The sequence below is a fragment of the Flavobacterium panici genome (assembly GCF_024499525.1).
In the GTDB taxonomy this organism is placed as follows: Bacteria; Bacteroidota; Bacteroidia; order Flavobacteriales; family Flavobacteriaceae; genus Flavobacterium; species Flavobacterium panici.
Genome location: NZ_CP100437.1, coordinates 3,365,097 through 3,384,536 on the forward strand (window position 1 = coordinate 3,365,097; position 19,440 = coordinate 3,384,536).

11 protein-coding genes are annotated in these 19,440 nt (G+C 35.3%); 5 read left to right on the plus strand and 6 right to left on the minus strand.

Annotated features, from left to right (window positions below):
• Positions 1-20 precede the first annotated feature (20 nt).
• A complete protein-coding gene (locus tag NLJ00_RS14385; protein ID WP_256634254.1) occupies positions 21-2,516 on the plus strand; it encodes a TonB-dependent receptor in 2,496 nt (831 codons plus the stop codon).
• A 682-nt stretch (positions 2,517-3,198) separates the two neighbouring features.
• On the opposite strand, the gene NLJ00_RS14390 is transcribed toward NLJ00_RS14385, so the two are convergent.
• The 6 genes from NLJ00_RS14390 to NLJ00_RS14415 all read right to left on the minus strand — a co-directional run bounded on the left by NLJ00_RS14390 (position 3,199) and on the right by NLJ00_RS14415 (position 11,305).
• Positions 3,199-6,345, minus strand: a complete 3,147-nt coding sequence (locus NLJ00_RS14390; RefSeq protein ID WP_256634255.1) for a non-ribosomal peptide synthetase family protein — start codon at positions 6,343-6,345, stop codon at positions 3,199-3,201.
• 817 nt (positions 6,346-7,162) lie between these two features.
• Positions 7,163-7,912, minus strand: a complete 750-nt coding sequence (locus NLJ00_RS14395) for an SDR family oxidoreductase (protein ID WP_256634256.1) — start codon at positions 7,910-7,912, stop codon at positions 7,163-7,165.
• Positions 7,913-8,006: 94 nt separating this feature from the next.
• Positions 8,007-8,978: an LLM class oxidoreductase gene (locus NLJ00_RS14400; RefSeq protein ID WP_256634257.1), complete on the minus strand. Its 972-nt coding sequence runs from the start codon at positions 8,976-8,978 to the stop codon at positions 8,007-8,009.
• Positions 8,979-9,004: 26 nt separating this feature from the next.
• The gene (locus NLJ00_RS14405) at positions 9,005-9,871 is read right to left on the minus strand and encodes a sugar phosphate isomerase/epimerase family protein (RefSeq protein ID WP_256634258.1); all 867 of its coding nucleotides are present in this window, start codon (positions 9,869-9,871) and stop codon (positions 9,005-9,007) included.
• An 8-nt stretch (positions 9,872-9,879) separates the two neighbouring features.
• On the minus strand, positions 9,880-10,824 hold the full coding sequence (locus NLJ00_RS14410) for an NAD(P)H-dependent oxidoreductase (RefSeq protein ID WP_256634259.1): 945 nt from the start codon (positions 10,822-10,824) through the stop codon (positions 9,880-9,882).
• Between the two features lie 58 nt (positions 10,825-10,882).
• Entirely contained in the window at positions 10,883-11,305 is a 423-nt protein-coding gene (locus NLJ00_RS14415; RefSeq protein WP_256634260.1) for a MarR family winged helix-turn-helix transcriptional regulator, read from the minus strand.
• 1,180 nt (positions 11,306-12,485) lie between these two features.
• Between NLJ00_RS14415 and NLJ00_RS14420 the strand changes: the two genes are divergently transcribed.
• From NLJ00_RS14420 to NLJ00_RS14435, 4 genes are all read left to right on the plus strand, one after another.
• Positions 12,486-13,034, plus strand: coding sequence for an RNA polymerase sigma-70 factor (locus tag NLJ00_RS14420; protein WP_256634261.1), 549 nt, complete (start codon positions 12,486-12,488; stop codon positions 13,032-13,034).
• Positions 13,035-13,201: 167 nt separating this feature from the next.
• Entirely contained in the window at positions 13,202-14,335 is a 1,134-nt protein-coding gene (locus NLJ00_RS14425) for a FecR family protein (protein WP_256634262.1), read from the plus strand.
• 363 nt (positions 14,336-14,698) lie between these two features.
• Positions 14,699-17,977 (plus strand): SusC/RagA family TonB-linked outer membrane protein, encoded by a 3,279-nt coding sequence (locus NLJ00_RS14430; protein WP_256634263.1) that lies wholly within the window; start codon positions 14,699-14,701, stop codon positions 17,975-17,977.
• A gap of 19 nt (positions 17,978-17,996) precedes the next feature.
• Positions 17,997-19,418 (plus strand): RagB/SusD family nutrient uptake outer membrane protein, encoded by a 1,422-nt coding sequence (locus NLJ00_RS14435; RefSeq protein WP_256634264.1) that lies wholly within the window; start codon positions 17,997-17,999, stop codon positions 19,416-19,418.
• The last annotated feature ends 22 nt before the right edge of the window (positions 19,419-19,440 follow it).

The following is a 19,440-nucleotide window of genomic DNA, read 5'->3' on the forward strand; positions in this document are numbered from 1 at the left end:
TGATTTATCTATTGGTTTGTATGGGCAGTTTTTGTTATGGACAAAATACAGCCCCAAAAAGGCCTTTGACTGAGGTTATTATTGCAATAGAAAAACAGTTTAACGTAAAGTTCTCCTATGCTGTCGAAGATGTGGCAGCGGTGACCATTGAGAAACCCAATCCCTCATTTACCTTAGAACAGACCATTGACTACCTCAATCAGAAAACCCTTTTAAGTTTTAAGGCTTTAGACGACCGGTATGTTACCGTTTCAGTACTAAACAAAACAATAGCCATTTGTGGAACCGTTTTATCGGGTGAGACTAAATCTGGTCTGCCAGGTGCTTCGGTGTTTGTGGATAATATACGCAGGCACTGCATAACAGACCAAAACGGTAAATTTAGTCTGCAGGATATTCCAATAAATGCCTCAGTAACTGTTTCCTATATGGGTTTTGAATCCAGACGCTTTACGGCTAAAGAATTGTTTGCTTCACAAAACAATTGCAGGGAGATCATTCTAACTGCTAAAAACGAACAGTTGAATCAGGTTTTGATCAAGGTGTATCTGACTCCCGGTTTGCAAAAATATGTGGATGGAAGTACGGTTTTAAATACTAAAAAATTTGGTATCCTGCCCGGATTGACAGAACCTGATATCCTGCAGTCCATTCAGGTGCTGCCCGGAGTGGAAAGCACGAATGAAAGTATCGCCAATATTAATGTACGCGGCGGGAGTAATGATCAGAATTTAGTGCTGTGGGACAATATTAAAATGTATCATTCAGGCCATTTTTTTGGCTTGATATCCGCTTATAATCCCAATCTTACCAGTAAAGTGATTGTGAGCAAAAACGGAACAAGTGCCGAGTACAGTGATGGGGTTTCCAGCACGATCAATATGTATACCAAAGATTTGGTTTCGAATACCTTTTCGGGTGGTGCAGGTATTAATTGCATTAGCGCTGATGTTTTTTTAGAGATTCCAATCACTAAAAAATTAGAGTTTCACATCTCAGGTCGTCGTTCTATTACCGATGTGCTTGAATCTCCTACCTATACCCAATATTTTGACCGTAGTTTTCAGGACACGGAAATTAATGCCGATAGCGACCAGTATGACACTTCTTCTGATTTCTACTTTTATGATTATACAGCAAAATTGCTTTTCGATTTGAACGAAAAACATCAGTTCAGGGCAAACATTATCGGAATTAATAACGCCCTTGATTATTCGGAACGATTGACAAATGCAGATCGGACCCAATCTAAAATCAGCAGTTTATCCCAAAAAAATATAGGTTATGGAGGGAATTGGAAAGCACAGTGGAATTCTAAACTAAGCACAAACTTAATAACGTACTTTTCCCGATATAATATTGATGCTGCTGATTACAGGGTAGAGACAAATCAGCGTTTAACTGAAGCCAATGAAGTGCTGGAAACGGGAACTAAACTCAACACCTATTACAAAACGAGCGATGACCTGAATTTTTTGATAGGTTATCAATTTAATGAGACAGGCATGCTGAACCAAACCGCTGTTACTAATCCATCTTATATAAACACTAAAAAAGATGTCTTACTCAATCATGCTCTATTTTTTGAGACCCAGTATAATCGAAAGAACACCTATTTGAGAGTGGGATTACGTGCTAACTACTTTCAAAAATTTGATACGTTTTTATTAGAGCCCAGGGTAAATGTCCGGCAAAAAGTATCAGAGCAGTTTGCTTTAAAATTAGAGGGTGAATTTAAAAATCAGTCTACTGCCCAAATTGTAGATTTTGAAGATGATTTTTTAGGTGTTGAAAAAAGACATTGGGTTTTAGTGACCAATAAAGATTTGCCTATTGCCACAAGTAAACAAGGTTCTTTTGGTGTAGAATTCAATAAAAACAAATTAAATATTGAGGCTACAGGATTTTATAAATTTGTTGATGGCATAACCGCCTCGAGCCAGGGTTTCTATAACAATTTTCAGTTTACTAATGCCAGCGGAAGTTATACGGTTAGAGGTTTTGAATTTTTAGCCAATAAAACAGCCCGTCAATATAGTGTCTGGATGAGTTATACCTTCAGCAAAAACAATTATGAGTTTGAAACACTTACCCCGTCTGTTTTTCCTAATAATGTCGATATCAGACATTCTGTATCGATTGGCTTTTATTATGAGTTTATAAAAAATGTAAAAATTGCTGTGGGCGGTATGTGGAGAAACGGTCAGCCTTACACCAAACCAGTTGATGGTGATGAAACAGTACAAAACGGAAATAAGACCCTGGTCAATTATGATGCTCCAAATAGTGAAAATCTGGATAATTTCATGCGTTTGGATGCTTCTTTAAATTATAATTTCAACTTCTCACCATCCACTACAGCTTCGGTTACTGTTGGTGTCATTAATCCTGTCGATCGGAAGAATCTTATTAACCGTTATTACAGGGTTAATCCGAAGGATTCCAATGATGCTCTTCAGGTAGACAACAAATCACTTGGTTTAACACCGAATATTAGCTTTCGGGTAAATTTCTGACAAAGCTTAATGTCAAAGCCCCTTAAACTTTATCATGAGTGATAAAGAGAATCTTTGCATCAAAACGTATCAGAATTGGGCACTATAGTGTATGGTGTACAACCCAGTTCTTTTGAGCAGCTGAATTGATGCCAGGATCCTTTGCATGGATCTTGTGGTAATGTCGCAGAAAATAAAATTCCCACCCTGATCAGTCTCATTTCTGGTTTGTTCATCTTTTTTAAGCTCATCATTGCCAAGCTGCCCAATTTTGAATTCCCTCTTGACGCGATTATCCTGATCCGGTTCAATCGTTTCAAAGGCATCGCTTTCAAGCAGAATTTAAGAATTGGCTTGATCAGTAAAAGAAGAGACAAGTAATTCGAAATGAAGGATGTGACGGTATAGTTATTAATTATGAATTACATTTTTATAAAATCAAAATTGAAAAACATTGCATTCTTTGCAAAGGCTGATGTTTTTCATTTGGACTGTTTGAGCTTTTATCTTCCATTATATTCATTGTTATGTTATTTTTTTAGATAAAGTTTTGCATAAATATACAACTCCTGCCTAAGTTAGTAATTCTTACTTTAAATTGATTAATTATATGGGTAGAGTTTTCTATTTTTGAGAAAGCATCACATTGTTAAGTCAGAGACAAGTATGTTTAAATCAATTGGCGGGTTAACTTTTAAATCATTTAAATTCTTATATTTGATTCTGACAGATGCGACAAAACACTTATGCCCAGATAAAGGAGATAAGCATCTAATAATTTCTTATCGAATGCGGGCTCTTTAATATCACTTCCTTTCAAAAATGTTTTCACTTGCGTATTGTCCCATATATAAGTATCCTGATATAGTTCTACAGTAGAGAGTCCTTCATGCATATTGTCTTTAAACAAACTAGTAAGCGGGTATAGCTCACAACTACTGTTATCTTCCCAAAGTTTTCGCCATTCTTTATAGGGTAATTTATTTAATTGCAAGGGGTAATATTTATGAAACAACTGAAAGAATTGATCAAGTGTTAGATTCGTTTCCGGCGATGCGATCAGGTTAAATTTAAGTCCAATAGCATCCGGATTTTTTGAAATATGCACCATTGATTTCACCATATAGTCTACCGTAATCAAGCCTTCACGTAACTCTTTAAGAGCAGGATATGTATTGTGCTTCAGGCAAAGCTTTACCAGTCCTGCCCACCATTGGTAGGGCGCACTGGCACCACTTGTTCCATGACACATGGCATATCCCAAACGGTAAGTAATGACAGGTAGTCCTTTTGATGCGGCGAGATCTGCAATTTCTTCCATTACATATTTGCTTCGAACATAACCAATGTCTTTACTGATGGCGAGGATATTTTGTTTAATGTCATCCCGCTCCGTCATAACAGTTTTATTTGTAAAGACATGTCCCCAACTATAAACAGATATGGTAGATAATAGCACTAGACATTTGAGTTTACTATGTGCTGCAAAGTGGATAAGTTCCCGAAGACCATCAACATTTGTGGCTTTCATGTACGAATAAGGCTGAATAAAATTTACAGAACTGGCAGAATGATAAATAACATCTACGCTATTTGCGAGCATATCGAATTGTTTATCTGGCAAGCCTAAGTTTTTTTTCGTTAGATCCCCAATTATAGGTACAATCCTCTTTTTTAACTCTTCACTAATTGAAATATGAAATTTATCCAGCAGCTCATTAATTTTAAGCAGTGCATCATATTCATTTTTGGCGCGTATCAGGCAATAAATAGCAGCGTCGGTTTTTGTTAGTAATTCTTCTATCAAATTAATCCCGATAAAACCTGTAACTCCTGTAAGAAAGATATGTGCAGGGTTGATAAGTTTACTGGTATCAAAGCTGCCAGTGATTAGAGTACCGGGTGATAAATAAACATCTTTCTGTAATTCAATTACCGGTTCTACATCTTCTTCGGGAATATCCGCAACAGCGATTTTTCGCTGTGTTAATACAGCTGCAAGCGATTGTATTGTTGGATACTGATACAAATCTCTCATGTATGTTTTGACATTCATCTTACTGGTAATGTCTGTTGCAGCCACTGCTACTAGTAAAGAATCTCCGCCGATATCAAAGAAATTATCAGTCATGTCAATTTCTGTCCTCTCCAGTAAATCTACCCATACACTGGTAATAATTTCTTCTGCTTCTGTTTCCGGGGCTGTAATTATTCCACCGTTTGCATCATGTTGTAAGGGAAGCTCATGTAGTCGATTGAGATCAGTTTTACCATTTGCATTCATCGGTATTTCTTCTGTCAAAATGAAATGTGCAGGGATCATATATCCAGGTAATTCTTGTTTAAGATGTTGCCGAATGGCATTGGTAGAAGTTGGCCCGTGCAATTTATTTATTTTTTTATCCAGCACAATAAATGCCACCAATGTTTTATATAGCTTGTTGTTCTCTTTAGCAATCACCACTGCTTTACTGACATTAGGAATGCCTGCAAGCACATTTTCTATTTCACCCATTTCGATCCTGTAGCCGCGTATTTTTACCTGATTATCAATTCTTCCAATATATTCAATATTACCATCATCCAGCCAGCGTACAAGATCGCCTGTTTTATATAATTTTTCTCCAGGTTTAAAAGGATGTGCTATAAATTTCTGATTGGTTAATTCCGTTTGTCCCCAGTAACCTTTAGACAAACATGCGCCACTGATACATAATTCACCTACCGCGCCTATTGGCAAGAGATCTAGTTGGGGGCTGAGTACATAAGCCTGTGTATTGGCAATTGGCTTGCCAATAGAAGAAACATACAGACCATCAGCGCGGTTCACCATATAAAAAGTGGCATAAACGGTACATTCTGTAGGACCATAATAATCTACTAATGTGTAGGGAAGTCCCTGAGTATTTACTGGTTTTAATTTCTCGCCTGCTGTAAACAAATAGATTAATGAAAGTTTTTTTTGTTGGGACTCTTTTACAATGTCCGGTACTAAAACAGTGGGAGCAAATCCATGCGTTATTTTATTGCGACCATAATAGTCCAATAACTGAGAGGCATTGATACGTTCATCATTATCGGCAATATACAATACTGAACCTGCAGCGAGTGAAGACCATATTTCCCAAACAGCAATATCAAAACCAGATCCTGCCACAAGGCTAAGACTGCTATTGGAGGTTACATTAAAATGTTTATTATGCCAGATTATCAAATGCTGAATAGACTGATGAGCTACCATCACACCTTTTGGGTTTCCTGTAGAGCCGGATGTATAAATAACATAAGCAAGATCATCTTGTGAGATGGTGACAGATAAAGGTTCGATAGATTTTTCTTGTACCACAGCGTCTGATAAAGAAATACAACTTACTTCATTAGCTATTAAACTCTTATTGGCATTGTCTGTTATAATGATTTTAGCATTAGAGTCTGCAATGATATAAGAAACTCTTTTGAGTGGTAGTGAATAGTCTATCGGGATATATGCAGCGCCGGATTTTAAAATACCCAGGATGGAAATGATCAGTTCAATAGAACGGTTTAGTTGAAAAGGAACAAGAGATCCTCTACTTATGCCAATAGACAGCAGATAATTGGCCACTTTATTACTTTCTTCATCCAGTTGTTGATAAGTGATACTGTCGTTGCCGCACACAATTGCTGTATTATTCTGGTACTTATGTACCGTTTCTCTAAATAGATCAAGCAATGTAAAATAGTCAGCATTTAAGGTGCCGGTATCATTAAAGGTGTAAAGCAGATGTTTTTTTTCTTGTTCTGTAAGATCAATAGGAGCACTGCTTTGTTGCGATCCATACACTTCATGATTTGGGTTTGATGCATTCATAATATTTATTTTAAATAGTGATTAAACAATCCTTAAAAAAGATATAACTGCAGAGTCAAAATATGATTTATAGAACTAGGTATTTGTTTTATCTAGGTTTATTGCAACAGGTTTTCGATAAAATATATAATGTATTTCGATTGATAGCAGGCATAAAAAGAAGGGGGGAGGATAACAAGATAATAGGCTGAATTTATCGCTGAAATTTTTATAATAATAGATTGGAAGGACAATGATGCTTCTGCCAAAACAGAATTACACTCTTAATTTATGTATCGTATTTTTTATTTTTTAAATAATAAACAGACCAAATATAGTAATATTATTCATACAATAATATATGTAATATGTTAAATTTTACATGTCTGTGATTTTTTTAATGTATGCCTAATTTTATGATAACAAACAATATACAAGCCAATTTCAAAGTAGAATTATATGAGTAGTCCTTGGCTTACGCTGAGATTATTGATTGTGACCGCACAAATTTTAAATTCCAGAGGCCACTTTTTTCTGTTTTTTGGCATTTTTTCAAATTTATTAAGTGCTGAATTATTTCATAATTGACGCCCTCCTAAGTTATCTAACTCAAAATATTCTCCAGCATTTAACAAAACCGTCTTAAGGTTTTGCGGCAAAAAAGGTATCCGCTTCACAAAGAATACAGCTCGAGAATTGACATATACAGCCAGTATGAAAAGACAATGGATTGGCAGCATCTAAAAATCCTCTTTACAGTAAGGTAAAGAGGATTGATCAAAAGAATTTTTAAGTTTGCAGTGCGTTTTAGTACTTCATTCACAAATCTTCGCGGTTATTATAATTCCTTAACCCCGCCATCGATAACTATTTCTGAACCTAATATAAATTTAGAATCATCTGATGCCAGATATAGAAAGGCCTGGGCAACCTCCTTGGCAGTAGCTATCCGTTTTGAAGGATTTAATCCGGCAAAGTAATTTTTAGATCCATTAATTTCCTCATCAGAACCTCCACCCCTGCCAAAGAGCGGTGTATCAGTAGGACCAGGAGAAACTACATTCACTCTAATTTTACGATCTATTAATTCTGCAGAAAAACTTCTTGCAAGGGAACGTACTGCAGCTTTAGAAGCAGCATATGCTGCGCCTGTAACCACGCCTTTGGCATTCATAGCGCTTGAGGTTAAAATAATGGAAGCGCCTTCATTTAAATAAGGTAGTGCCCGCTGTACAGAAAAGAACGCGCCTTTAAAATTGATGTCACTTGTTTGGTCAAACTGTTCTTCAGTAAAGCTGCTAAGGGGAGCTGCTATAAACACCCCGGCATTAACAACTAGTACATCTATTTTACCTAACTCGTCAGCCACTTTTTTATAGGTTTTCCCGATACTATCTAAATCGGTAACATTGCTGACAATAGCTACTGTATCATCTCCAATTAGTTTCGCAGCTTCATTTAATGACATAGCGTTACGGCCGGTAATCGCCACTTTTGCTCCATGCTCTGCAAATAAAATTGCGGTGGATAATCCCATACCGCTGTTTCCTCCGGTAATAACGGCTACTTTGTTTTCTAACTTTTTCATATATTTAATTTTATTAGTAATGGCCTGTATCCATCCCCTTTATAACAGGTATAGTTGCTTCCGTTGAAGTAGGTATTGTACTATTTTTGAGGTATCATTTCATAATGCTTGGGAATCGTGGAACTACATATTTCCTCAATTCTTCAATAACTTCACCTGCTGGTCTCTGACTGTATTTTAAACTAAGAATTACATGGTTTACACCAATGCTTTCTAACAATTCCAGCAATTCCAAAAGCACATTTCTTCCCAGCTTGTAACCAAGATGAATAGGTTGTAGCGGATCATCAGGCTGAACCGATAAGTCAATATATAATGATTGGGAAAATGGTTTGAACAGGGTTCCGCAATTTCTTTGAACAGCAGCTCTATATTCTTGTATTATATTTTTCTGTTGTTCTGGTGATCTTGGATAGCTGACCCAACCATGTCCGTTTTTTGCAATCCAATCTAATGATTGCTGACTATGTCCGGTAATTAGTAATGGAACTTCCTGTGTTACGGGTTTTGGAACCATATCTGCTCTGGAGAGTAATCCACCGCTCCACTCAATAGTTTCAAAACTGGTTTTTTGAAATTTCCGGAATACTTCAAAATACTCACGGAAAATTTCCCCCCTCTCATCCATATCGACCCCAAAGGCAGGAAACTCGACTGGCCTGTCTCCCGAAGCCAGTCCCAGCAATAGCCTGCCTCCGCTTAACTGGTCAATGCTGGTAGCCGCTTTTGCAAGGTGTAATGGATTTCGAATAGGTAAAACAATCGCTCCAGTGGCCAGTGCAATGTTTTTTGTTTTGGCAGCAAGAAACCCTAAATAAACAAACGGATCAAAAATTTGTCCCAAATCACCAAAATTGGGATCCCTAAGCGGCACATCCCTTAGCCACAATGCCGCAAAACCAGCATCCTCAGCCTGCTGTGCTATTTCAATGTGGTTTTCCATTGTTGGGGCTTCTCCCTGATAAGCCTCAATAGGATAAAATAATCCCAAAGTTAATTTATTGGGCTGATACGTCCTCTTAAACCCAGGTTGTTCAGTAAAAGGCTGTTTTGATAATGACAACATATATAAATTGGTTTATTAATTGTTAATTAAAAATTGAGGTAACTGCCCCAATGTGGATGTGCATTTATGCGACGTTCAATATTTTTTAACATTTTAAGCGAACGTTCCAATTTATTGTACACATCACCACCTTCATCCCAACCCGTATAGCCTATATATCCAGTATACCCCATCCGTTTCAATAGCGCAACTACTGCAAAATTATCTAACTCTCCCATATCCAAAGGTTCAATTGTAGCTACTTTAAAAAAACCAAGAGGACTACGTCTTGCTCCTGCCAGGTTGACTTGTTTGATATAAGGCATCGCTTTTTTTAGCAATTGTGATAAGTTATTTCCTTCTCCCATATACCAATTGCCACTGCTGAAAATCATTCCTAAATTCGGATGATTCATTTTCTCACAAACACGAAGTGCATCACTATGTTTATCAATCCAGTGTTGAATATGTGTGTACAACAAAATTCTGATTCCACGGCGTTCCGCAATCAGAAGTGCCTTTTTTAGCCAAGCCATTACAGGAACATCTCCAGTTTCCTCAGAAGGTCTAATTCCTCGGCCCGCTGACTTTATTGCCAACTCAACAGTAAAACCTTCCGGCATAATTTCTAACATCTTCACAATACCGCTATTTCGAATGTCATGTTCTCCCAGGGACAAGTCTAAAACAATATAAACCCCAGCGACTTCAAGGTCGAATTTTTCTTTTACATTAGCTAAACCAAAAGCTTCCTCCCAATTTCTACCGTCCCAAGCCACCCAATGCATAGCATCATAGCCAACTTCTTTAATAATTTCACAACGGTCTTCAAAGCTATATAGTCCCATGCTGTTGTAAAAAGCAAAATCCATTGCATAAAATTTTTGCGGAATGATTGTCATTTTTGTGTCCATATTATTAATTATTTTATTTGGGTTACTAAATATTCTGAAATTAATGGTCGGTCGCTTGTGGTATTCCATACTAATTGCCAATTTTCTTTCAGGAAAATATCGATATTACCGTCTTTAGTTTGAGCAACATATCTTACGTTGAAAGTGATTTCAAAAAAGTTCTTTGAAGTTTCTGTAATTTCAATATTAGAAAGATGGTGCGCTGTCAATCCGATAAAATTGTTTTTAGCTTCCGTATACCATTTATTAAATCCATCGTGTCCGATAAATTCATTATGGTCAGGAATTTTCATTTTCAAATCGCTCGATAAGTATTGTAAGAAAAAACCATTTTCTTCTAATTGATCAAAATGCTCAAACCATTTTTCCATAAAGGGTTCTATTTTGTGGGTATTTCCTTTTCGTAGCGTTTCAATAAAAACACCTATTTGGCCAGCATGATTTTTTGCGTTTTCTTTAATCTCGCTTTTAGAATTAAGCATCCCCTCTACGTATACATTTCGGTTGGAATGAATCAATCCATGATAGATCATTTCCGTCAGATAGGCTGTTTGTTGAATCGGCTTTATAAATTCATCAAGAGTAAATTTATTATATCCTAAAGGAGTATACGATTCTGTTGGACCACCTAAGGTAACTGACAGAAGGAAGTGTTTTCCTTTTAGTTTGTCCCCACCAGCTCCATAAGCAAAACCAAAAGTCAATACTTTGTCAATCCATTGTTTTAGGGCTGCGGGGGAACTATACCAATAAAAGGGATATTGAAAAATAATAATATCTGCAGACAACAATGCATTTTTCTCTGCTTGTACGTCAATAGTAAAGTCTGGGTACAATTTTTCTAAATGCCTGATTTCAATATTTTTAACATCTTCCTGAAGGTGCCTTATAATATTTTTATTCGCTATGGATTGCTCCAGATCAGGGTGGGATAATACGATAAGTGTTTTCATTTTTTAATTTGATCTAATTAATTGCTTGTACATACATATATTGTGGTTTAAAAAAAAACTAAAATTTTTTATTTGCTAAATTTATTTTTAATTTAAGGTCATTTACAGAAGCCTCGCCTAAAACATTAGTGTAATCAACACCGAGCTGCTCCCAGCATGCGTAAACTTTAGGAATAAAAGCCGTTAATTGATCTGTAGCGGTTAAATATATATTTCTGCCTTCTTGCCTTCTATTAATGAGTTTTCGGCTTATTAATTTATCTGCTAAACGTGTTATTGTTGATGCATTTAGACCAATTATTTTAGCGGCATCTCCTGTTGCAACTTCCTTCTTATCATGAATAATCATCAACAAAAATGCATAGGATGGTGTCAGACCCAACGGCGCAAAACTGATTTCTGCAAGCGTATTGATTTCCCTGAACAACTGCCCTGAGGAGAAATATAAGCAGTTTTCTAAAAGTTCCTTAATATCTTTCATGATGCAAAGATAATAAAAATGCGTGTACATGCAAGTATTTTTGCTGTTTTGTTTTATTCTTTCTAATATGGAATTATTTACATTGTAATAAATAGTGATATAAGAAAAGATAATATTAGAAAAGTTTCTTCCGGTTTTCTATTCTCTCGGCTGCTAATAAATAACAAATATTTTTAACCTCTTCGCTAGTTGGTTCTTGGTTTCTAAAATGGGTTGCGGTCGTTTCTATATTCGATTCAAAATGAGATATTTTATTTCGAAATAATTTATTGAATTTTTCATTTTTTTTTTGGGACAATTGATGGATCGTAAACAAAATTCCAAACACCTCTTTTTTCTCTAAGTTTTCCAAAATATTTTGGTAAGACTGCGACCTCTAAAGAATGCTGAAATTTTTTATATATAATCTTCCCATCAACTTTATTTTTGAAAGAACCGCTGATTTCTGCCAGGACTAATTCAGGACTAAGTATGTTCTCCAAAAACTTCTTTTGGCTTTTAATTTATATTGATAGGTAATTGATTTCATGACCAATCAGATATACGAAATTTATTGATAGGTCTCTAATTTTCTGAGATAAGAAGATACGTAATGATACGTTTTGGTCGGATTTTTTTTGGTATAAAGTGTTGTTTTTTTAAATACTTTGTGGTTTAATTGTGTGAGATAAGTAATCGTCTGAAAAGTTCCTTTTTGTTTTCTACTTAAAAAGGTAAAATTGTTTAGTTTTTTTCTCTTACTGAGAAAATGATGGCTTAGAGAAAATGCCATATTTTAATCTAATTTTCGTTTGCATATATACTTTGTTACTAAAGATCTTTAAGTGAATTCTGAGAAAAAGTATTTTAAATCTATCATATCTTTATGTTTTCCTATTTATATCTCATATTTATATGGTTTTTCCTGTGAATATTGAAGTCTTTATTTTATAGGGTTTTGTGCAATCAAAAATTTAATTACATTAGCGGGCAGAAAATGGAATTAACACTTTTTGCTTCTATAAAATTTACTTATTTAAGACGCTTAAATTGATTTGAGAACAAAGATTTCTATATAGTAATCCCGATTAAGAAACTTAATTAAAAGCAGACAAGCATAAAATTGAAAAAGACTAAAAAAAACTCCTTTTTGTAACATCGTCATTTAATAACAAGTAATAAGAGAGCGATTTTTTAATCAATGAGCAAAGATCATTCAAATATGGTTTCCGATGATTTCTTACTGAAACAGATCAATCTGCATAATGACCATGCTTCATTTACCGTGCTTTATGATCGTTATTGGAATAAATCTCTGGCTATTGCCTTTAATTTGACCAGGGACAAATCGATCTCTAAAGATATTGTTCAGGAAACATTCATCAGTTTTTGGAACCGCAGAAAAACACTGCAAATAAACAATTTCGATTCTTATCTGGCAGCATCCTTAAAGTTGGCTGTATTCTCCCATTTTGAGAAAGAACGCAGAAGACGTCTGATCCGAGAAGAAAAACTTGAAATCAAACAGGAGGCCGTTTTAGACGAGCAGATCGAATCTATGTTTACAAATGACTATTTTATGAATCTCATTGAACATCTTCCGGAAAAATGCAGATTGGTAATTCAATACAGCAGGCTGGAGGATATGAAAAACTCCGAAATTGCAAAAGCAATGGATATCTCCGAGAAAACAGTTGAAGGGCATCTGACCAAGGGGCTTAAAATTATTCGCAATAAATTTAGGCACTAAATCATAACGTATATTTAATACAATCAGATTATTACTATTCTTTGTTTGTGATTATTTAAATAAAAAATAACTTTTTTTTTACCCGAGCAAGGGTAAAATATCTTTTCACGGGACTTACTTATAGAAACAAGTATAAGATTTATTCTAATACAATCTATAAAATTATTATGAGCCCTGAAAATATAGAAGATTTAATTCATAAATATCTTACCGGCACTGCTAATATTAAAGAGCAAGAAGAACTAGATTCTTGGTATAAAAATCAGCAAACGAAATCTCAGAAATGGATTGCCGATTCTTTAGATGAGGAAGCTCTTATTAAGGATGAAATGCTTTCTAAGATTAATGCAGTAATCTTACCGGCTAAAACCTTCAAAATTCGTCCTCTGTATAAATATGTTGCGGCGGCATCAATAATTTTGTTGGCTGGCTCAACCGCTTTTTTTCTTCATACTTTAAATACGGTAGAATTTAATACATCTAGTGCTTCTATAGAGCTGCCTGCAGGTACAAATGGTGCTGTCTTAACATTAGCTAATGGTGATAAAGTGCAATTAAGTTCAAACTCTTTAAAAAATATCAATCCTAATAAAATATCTGGAATAAACAGTTACAGCGACAGTATTCTGAAATATGAAGATGTAAAAAATCAGGCTTACAAAGAGATAGCTTATAATTCTTTGACGACACCAAATGGACGTCAGTTCTCGTTAGTGTTGTCTGATGGGACGAAGGTTTATATGAATGCTGGTTCAACGCTTGAGTATCCTGTCGCTTTTCAAGGGAACGAACGTTTGGTAAAGCTTACTGGAGAAGCTTATTTTGAAGTTGTTCACAATAGTAAAATTCCTTTTAGAATCCAAGCTGGTGAACAGTTAATAGAAGACATTGGGACATCATTTAACGTAAATGCTTATAATGACGAAAAATTCACTACTGTAACTCTTGTTGAGGGCAGTGTAAAAGTAAAAAAGAAAGAGCATGAGGTTATTTTAAAGCCCGAACAGCAGTCAATAAGTTTTAAGGGAAACGATTTAATTTCAGTGCGAACTGCTGATTTTGATTCGGCTCTGGCTTGGAAAAACGGTTTGTTTCATTTTAAAGATCAACAGTTGGAGGTGGTTCTTAAACAAATCGCACGCTGGTATGATCTTGAAATTGAATACGAGGGGCCAATTCCTTCAAAGACAATTAATGGAGAAATCTACCGGAATATGGACGGGGTTGAGGTGCTTTCCATATTAAAAAGTTTAGGCGTGAATTATAAACTGCAGGGTAGCAGACTAATCATAAAAAAATAAGAAGCCTTATTGTTTTTTCACAACAGTCTTGATTCTCAATAGAAATGAAGTATAAAACAAAAATTAACCAAAAACAAATATTTATGATATAGAAACTTTTATTTATAGATTAATACTATTTATAAAAAAGAACCGCAATAGTGTTGCAACCACTATCACGGTTTTCAAAATAGGATTAATTGATTTCCTGCAAGAGGAAAAAAAAATAACCAATAATAATCTAAACCAAAATTAATGAAATTTATTTATCAAACTATAAATTATCAGTCTATTTTAGGCGTTGAAACAAGAAGTAAACCTTTAGAAGTTTTGTTAGGAAAGATAATTTTATTCCTACTGTTGTTTTTTTTATCTTTCCAAAACTTGAACGCCCAGAGTATCAGTAATATCAATCTAAATTATAAAAATAAGCCGCTGCCGGCAGTGCTTAAATCGATTAAGTCCCAGTCTGGTTATGTTTTTATCAGTGGTGATGTAGATTTAAATAAATACTATATTACGGTAAAACTGCAAAACGTTACCATAGAGGAGGCCTTGAATGTTGTTTTAGTGAATCAAGGACTTAACTATAAATTTGTCAATAAAACGGTAGTGGTTACCAAACCTGAAAACAAAGAAGTTAAAACAAACGGTAATTCTGCTATTATTCCCACTGTGATCGGACAGGTAATAAGAACAGATGGTTCTACATTTCAGGGTGCTACAGTTTCCATTAAAGATACGTTTACAGGAGTTGTGACAGATGAGAATGGAAATTTTTTCATGAGAGATGTTCCTGGTTCAGCGAAACTTGTAATTTCTTTTATAGGTTTTAGCGATAAGGAAATAGATGTAAATGGCAGGTCAAATATCCCTTCTGTCATCTTAGAAGAGAAAGTAAGCAAGCTTGATGAGGTCAAGGTATTAGCTTATGGAATTAAGACAAGTGAGCGTTACACAACTGGTTCTTCAGTTAAAATTACAAGCAAAGATATTGAAAAACAACCAGTAGGAAACGTAATGCAGGCGTTGCAGGGAAGGGTTGCCGGATTAGTAATCAATCAGTCAAGTGGTCTACATGGTGCTGATATAAATGTAGAGATTCGTGGCAGTAATTCAATAGATGCTTCAAATAATACCAATACAAATACTTTGAAAAACACACCATTGTATATCGTAGATGGGATTGCATATCCGGGAGCGGGAATCAACCAGCAGGCAGCAAGTAAGGATCAATACGGACAGTTTTCTTTTATCCAAGGTCCAAATGGAAACGGAAACCCATTGGCTGCTCTTAATCCAAAGGATATTGAGAGTATTGAAATTTTAAAAGATGCCAACGCAACAGCTCTTTATGGTTCACGCGGTGCAAATGGCGTTATTTTAATTACTACTAAAAAAGGTAAGGAGGGCAAACCAACAATTTCTGTGGATCTTAATAGCGGTATGTCAATTATGAAAACACGCATGGAGGCATTAAACATTAATGACTACCTTGCTCTTCGTAAAGAAGCATTTGCTAATGATCAAAGAACCCCGACTGCTGCTAATGCACCTGATTTAACGGTTTGGAGCCAGACTGATTCAAAAGATTTTAAAAAATTGCTTATTGGTGATCCAGCCAAAACTTATGCTGCTAATTTGTCTGTTTCTGGCGGTAATAACGGGATGACTTTCATGCTTTCAGGCAACTACTCTCGTACAGGTTCTGTTTTTGATGACAATCGTGCATCAAATAATTATGGGTATCATTTCAGTTCCAGCTATACCAGTCCAGATGAAAAGTTTGTTGCCACAATATCTATCACCAACGGTACTAGTACCAGTAACCTGACAGGCGCAAATTTCTATGAGAATGTATATTCATTACCGGCTAATTTCCCCTTGTATAACGAAGATGGATCGTTGTACTGGTATTCTCAATCAATTCCTTCTATTGCTAATCCCTTATCGGAACTCAATAAAGCATATGAGAATAAAATGAACGTAAATAATAATAGTCTTAATTTGAGCTATACTATTAATCCCTATCTGCGTTTTTCAGTAAATGCAGGATTTAATAAATCACAATCCAATCAAAGTTCTATAAGTCCAACTACGGCTAACGATCCTAAGAATCCTTATTCAATACCCAGTGCTAGTTTTTCAGAATCTAATAATCAAAATATAGTGGTTGAACCGCAAATCAATTATAACAGATTAATAGGTAATGGTTCGTTTAGTGGATTAGTAGGTGCAACTTATCAGAAAACTTCGAATGAACAGCCGTTTTATATTTCAGCATCAGGATTTCCTTCTGATTTGTATTTATCTAATCTTTCTATGGCTTCTAGTTACATTGTACGAAACGGTAATAATTCCTATAAGTATGCATCGCTTTTTGCAAGTTTAAACTATATTTATAAAGAGCGTTATATAATTAATGGAAATTTTAGACGTGATGGTTCTTCAAAGTTTGGATCAAACAATCTATACAGTAATTTTGGATCTGTAGGTGCAGCATGGATTTTTACAAGTGAAAAGTTTTTAGACAACAAACCCGAATGGTTTAGCTTTGGTAAACTGAGAAGCAGTTATGGTATAGTTGGTAGTGATAATGTTGAGAATTATTCATTCCTTTCTACCTATGTTAATAACTCATCTGATATATACTACTCTGGAAATAAAGGTTTAGTTCCAGCAAGACTGGCAAATCCTGATTATAAATGGGAGTTGTCCAAAAAGTTTGAATTAGCAGCAGATTTTGGCTTTTTTAAAGACAGATTATTGTTAAACGTTTCTTATTATAATAATAGAACAAGTAATCAATTATTAAATTATGCGCTTCCAATCCAAACAGGTTTTCAAAATTATACGGCCAACCTTGATGCCACGGTCGAAAATTCAGGTTATGAATTTGTGCTAACTAGTACAAATATACAAACCGATAAATTCAAATGGACTACTTCAGCTAATATTAGTTTTGTCAAAAATAAATTGATTGCGTTTGATGGATTGGCGTCCTCTCCTTATGCTTACAGTTATATGATTGGAAGACCAACGAGTTCTTTAGCACTTCTTCATTATACAGGACCTGACGCCAACGGAAGACCTACATTTGAAGATGCGGATAATGACGGGGAAATTACCAGAACCCTGCCATTAGTTAATGGTAAGGGTGATCTTTCCTATAGAGGAAAATCAACTCCTGATTTTTACGGAGGGCTTGTTAATGGGTTAAAATATGCTAATTTCCAATTGGATTTTTCTTTCTCATTTACAATTGGAGCAAAGACTAGAGGAATATTATCGGAACTAAGCGGACCAATTGGTAACCTTGCCAATGCCCCAAAGGCAGTGGTTGAGGAAATGAGAAATTTAGGTTTAGAAAAAATGTTTACCACCCAATCATTTTCATCAGATTTTGATCTGTTGAAAGATTCTGATGCATTACTGCAGCGTAACTCTTATGCCAGATTAACCAATGTAGCCTTTTCTTATAATTTTCCTGAAGAATTAGCAAAACGTATGAAACTTTCAGGAGTACGCGCTTATGCGCAAGGACAAAATCTGTTACTTATAAATCTTTCTGGTAAAACCTATACAGGTATAGATCCAGAAACGGGTATACGTTCAGTCCCTCCAATGATAGGAATTGTTGCAGGATTACAGTTTTCATTTTAATTAATAAATTAATCGTAGTATGAGAAATTATAATTTCACTTCATATAAAAAAACAGGGACTATCTTAGTGCTTCTGATAACGGCTCTTTTATATACAGCATGTGATGATTTGGTAGAAATAGATCCCCCGAAGACAGAGGTGTTGGATACGGATGTATTTAAATCTGATGCAAATGCCTCTTCCGCATTGATGGGTATGTACAGTAGTATGATTACCGATAATAATATTTTAAATGTTGGTTTTGGAAGCAGTCTTTCTGCAGATGAGGCTGATGCCACTAATATTTTTGATTATCGCTATAGCAGCTTTGGAAGTAATAATTTAACTTCCGCTGATTATGGAGCTTTAACTTACTGGACCGGTTTTTATAAAATAATATACCAAGCTAATAGTATTATTGATAACAGTACTAAATCTACTGGTATGACTGCTGAAGGGAAAACAAATATTATAGCGGAAGCAAAGTTTACCAGAGCACTTTATTATTTTTATCTTGTCAATCAGTTTGGTGCTGTACCACTGGCAGTAAGTTCCAGTGTAAGTATTAATAAAAACCTACCTAGAGCAGCAGTTGCAGATGTTTACTTACAAATTGTGTCTGATTTGAAAGATGCTGAAACAAATCTGCCTTCAGATTACAGCAGCTATGGAGGAAAAAGAGACAGGCCCGTTAAAAGTGCTGCCACTGCATTACTAGCAAAAGTGTACCTGTATACAAAAGATTATGCGAATGCAGAAAATAAAGCCTCGGAAGTAATTAGTAACTCGGCTTTATACGAATTGCTTCCGAAAGGGCAAATAGGCAGCGTATTTTTAAAAGACAGCAGAGAAAGTATTTTTGGACTCAATACCGAAACACAAACAGGACATTATCTAACTTTTGAAGATTATTATTATCTGTATGGAACTCAGTATAGTGATTCAGGTCCGGTGTATGTACTTACTTTTTCTCTTGCCAATTCTTTTGAACCAGGAGATGCAAGAAAAGCAGCTTGGACAGCTTCTTTTAATTATGACGGTACTGACTATTTATTTAGCGCAAAGTATAAAGGGGTTAATGGAAATGATTCATCTCCCGAAAATGCCGTATTATTAAGATTATCCGAAATTTACCTTATCAGAGCAGAAGCTAGAGCTATGCAAAGTAATTTTGCAGCTGCAGTAAATGATGTAAATAAAATCCGAGAAAGAGCAGAGCTAACTGATATTGAGTTTGATTCACAGTCAGAAGCCCTAGATGCGATTATGCAGGAAAGACGTGTTGAATTATTTCTGGAATTTGGCAACAGATGGTTTGATCTAAAAAGAACAGGACACGCAGATGCGGTTTTGGGGGCTTTGAAACCAGGCTCATGGCAGTCTACAGATGAGTTGTATCCAATTCCTATTGAGGAAATTAAAAAAGCACCTCAACTTACGCAGAATGATGGTTATAATTAAAAGTTCAATCCCGAATTTATTT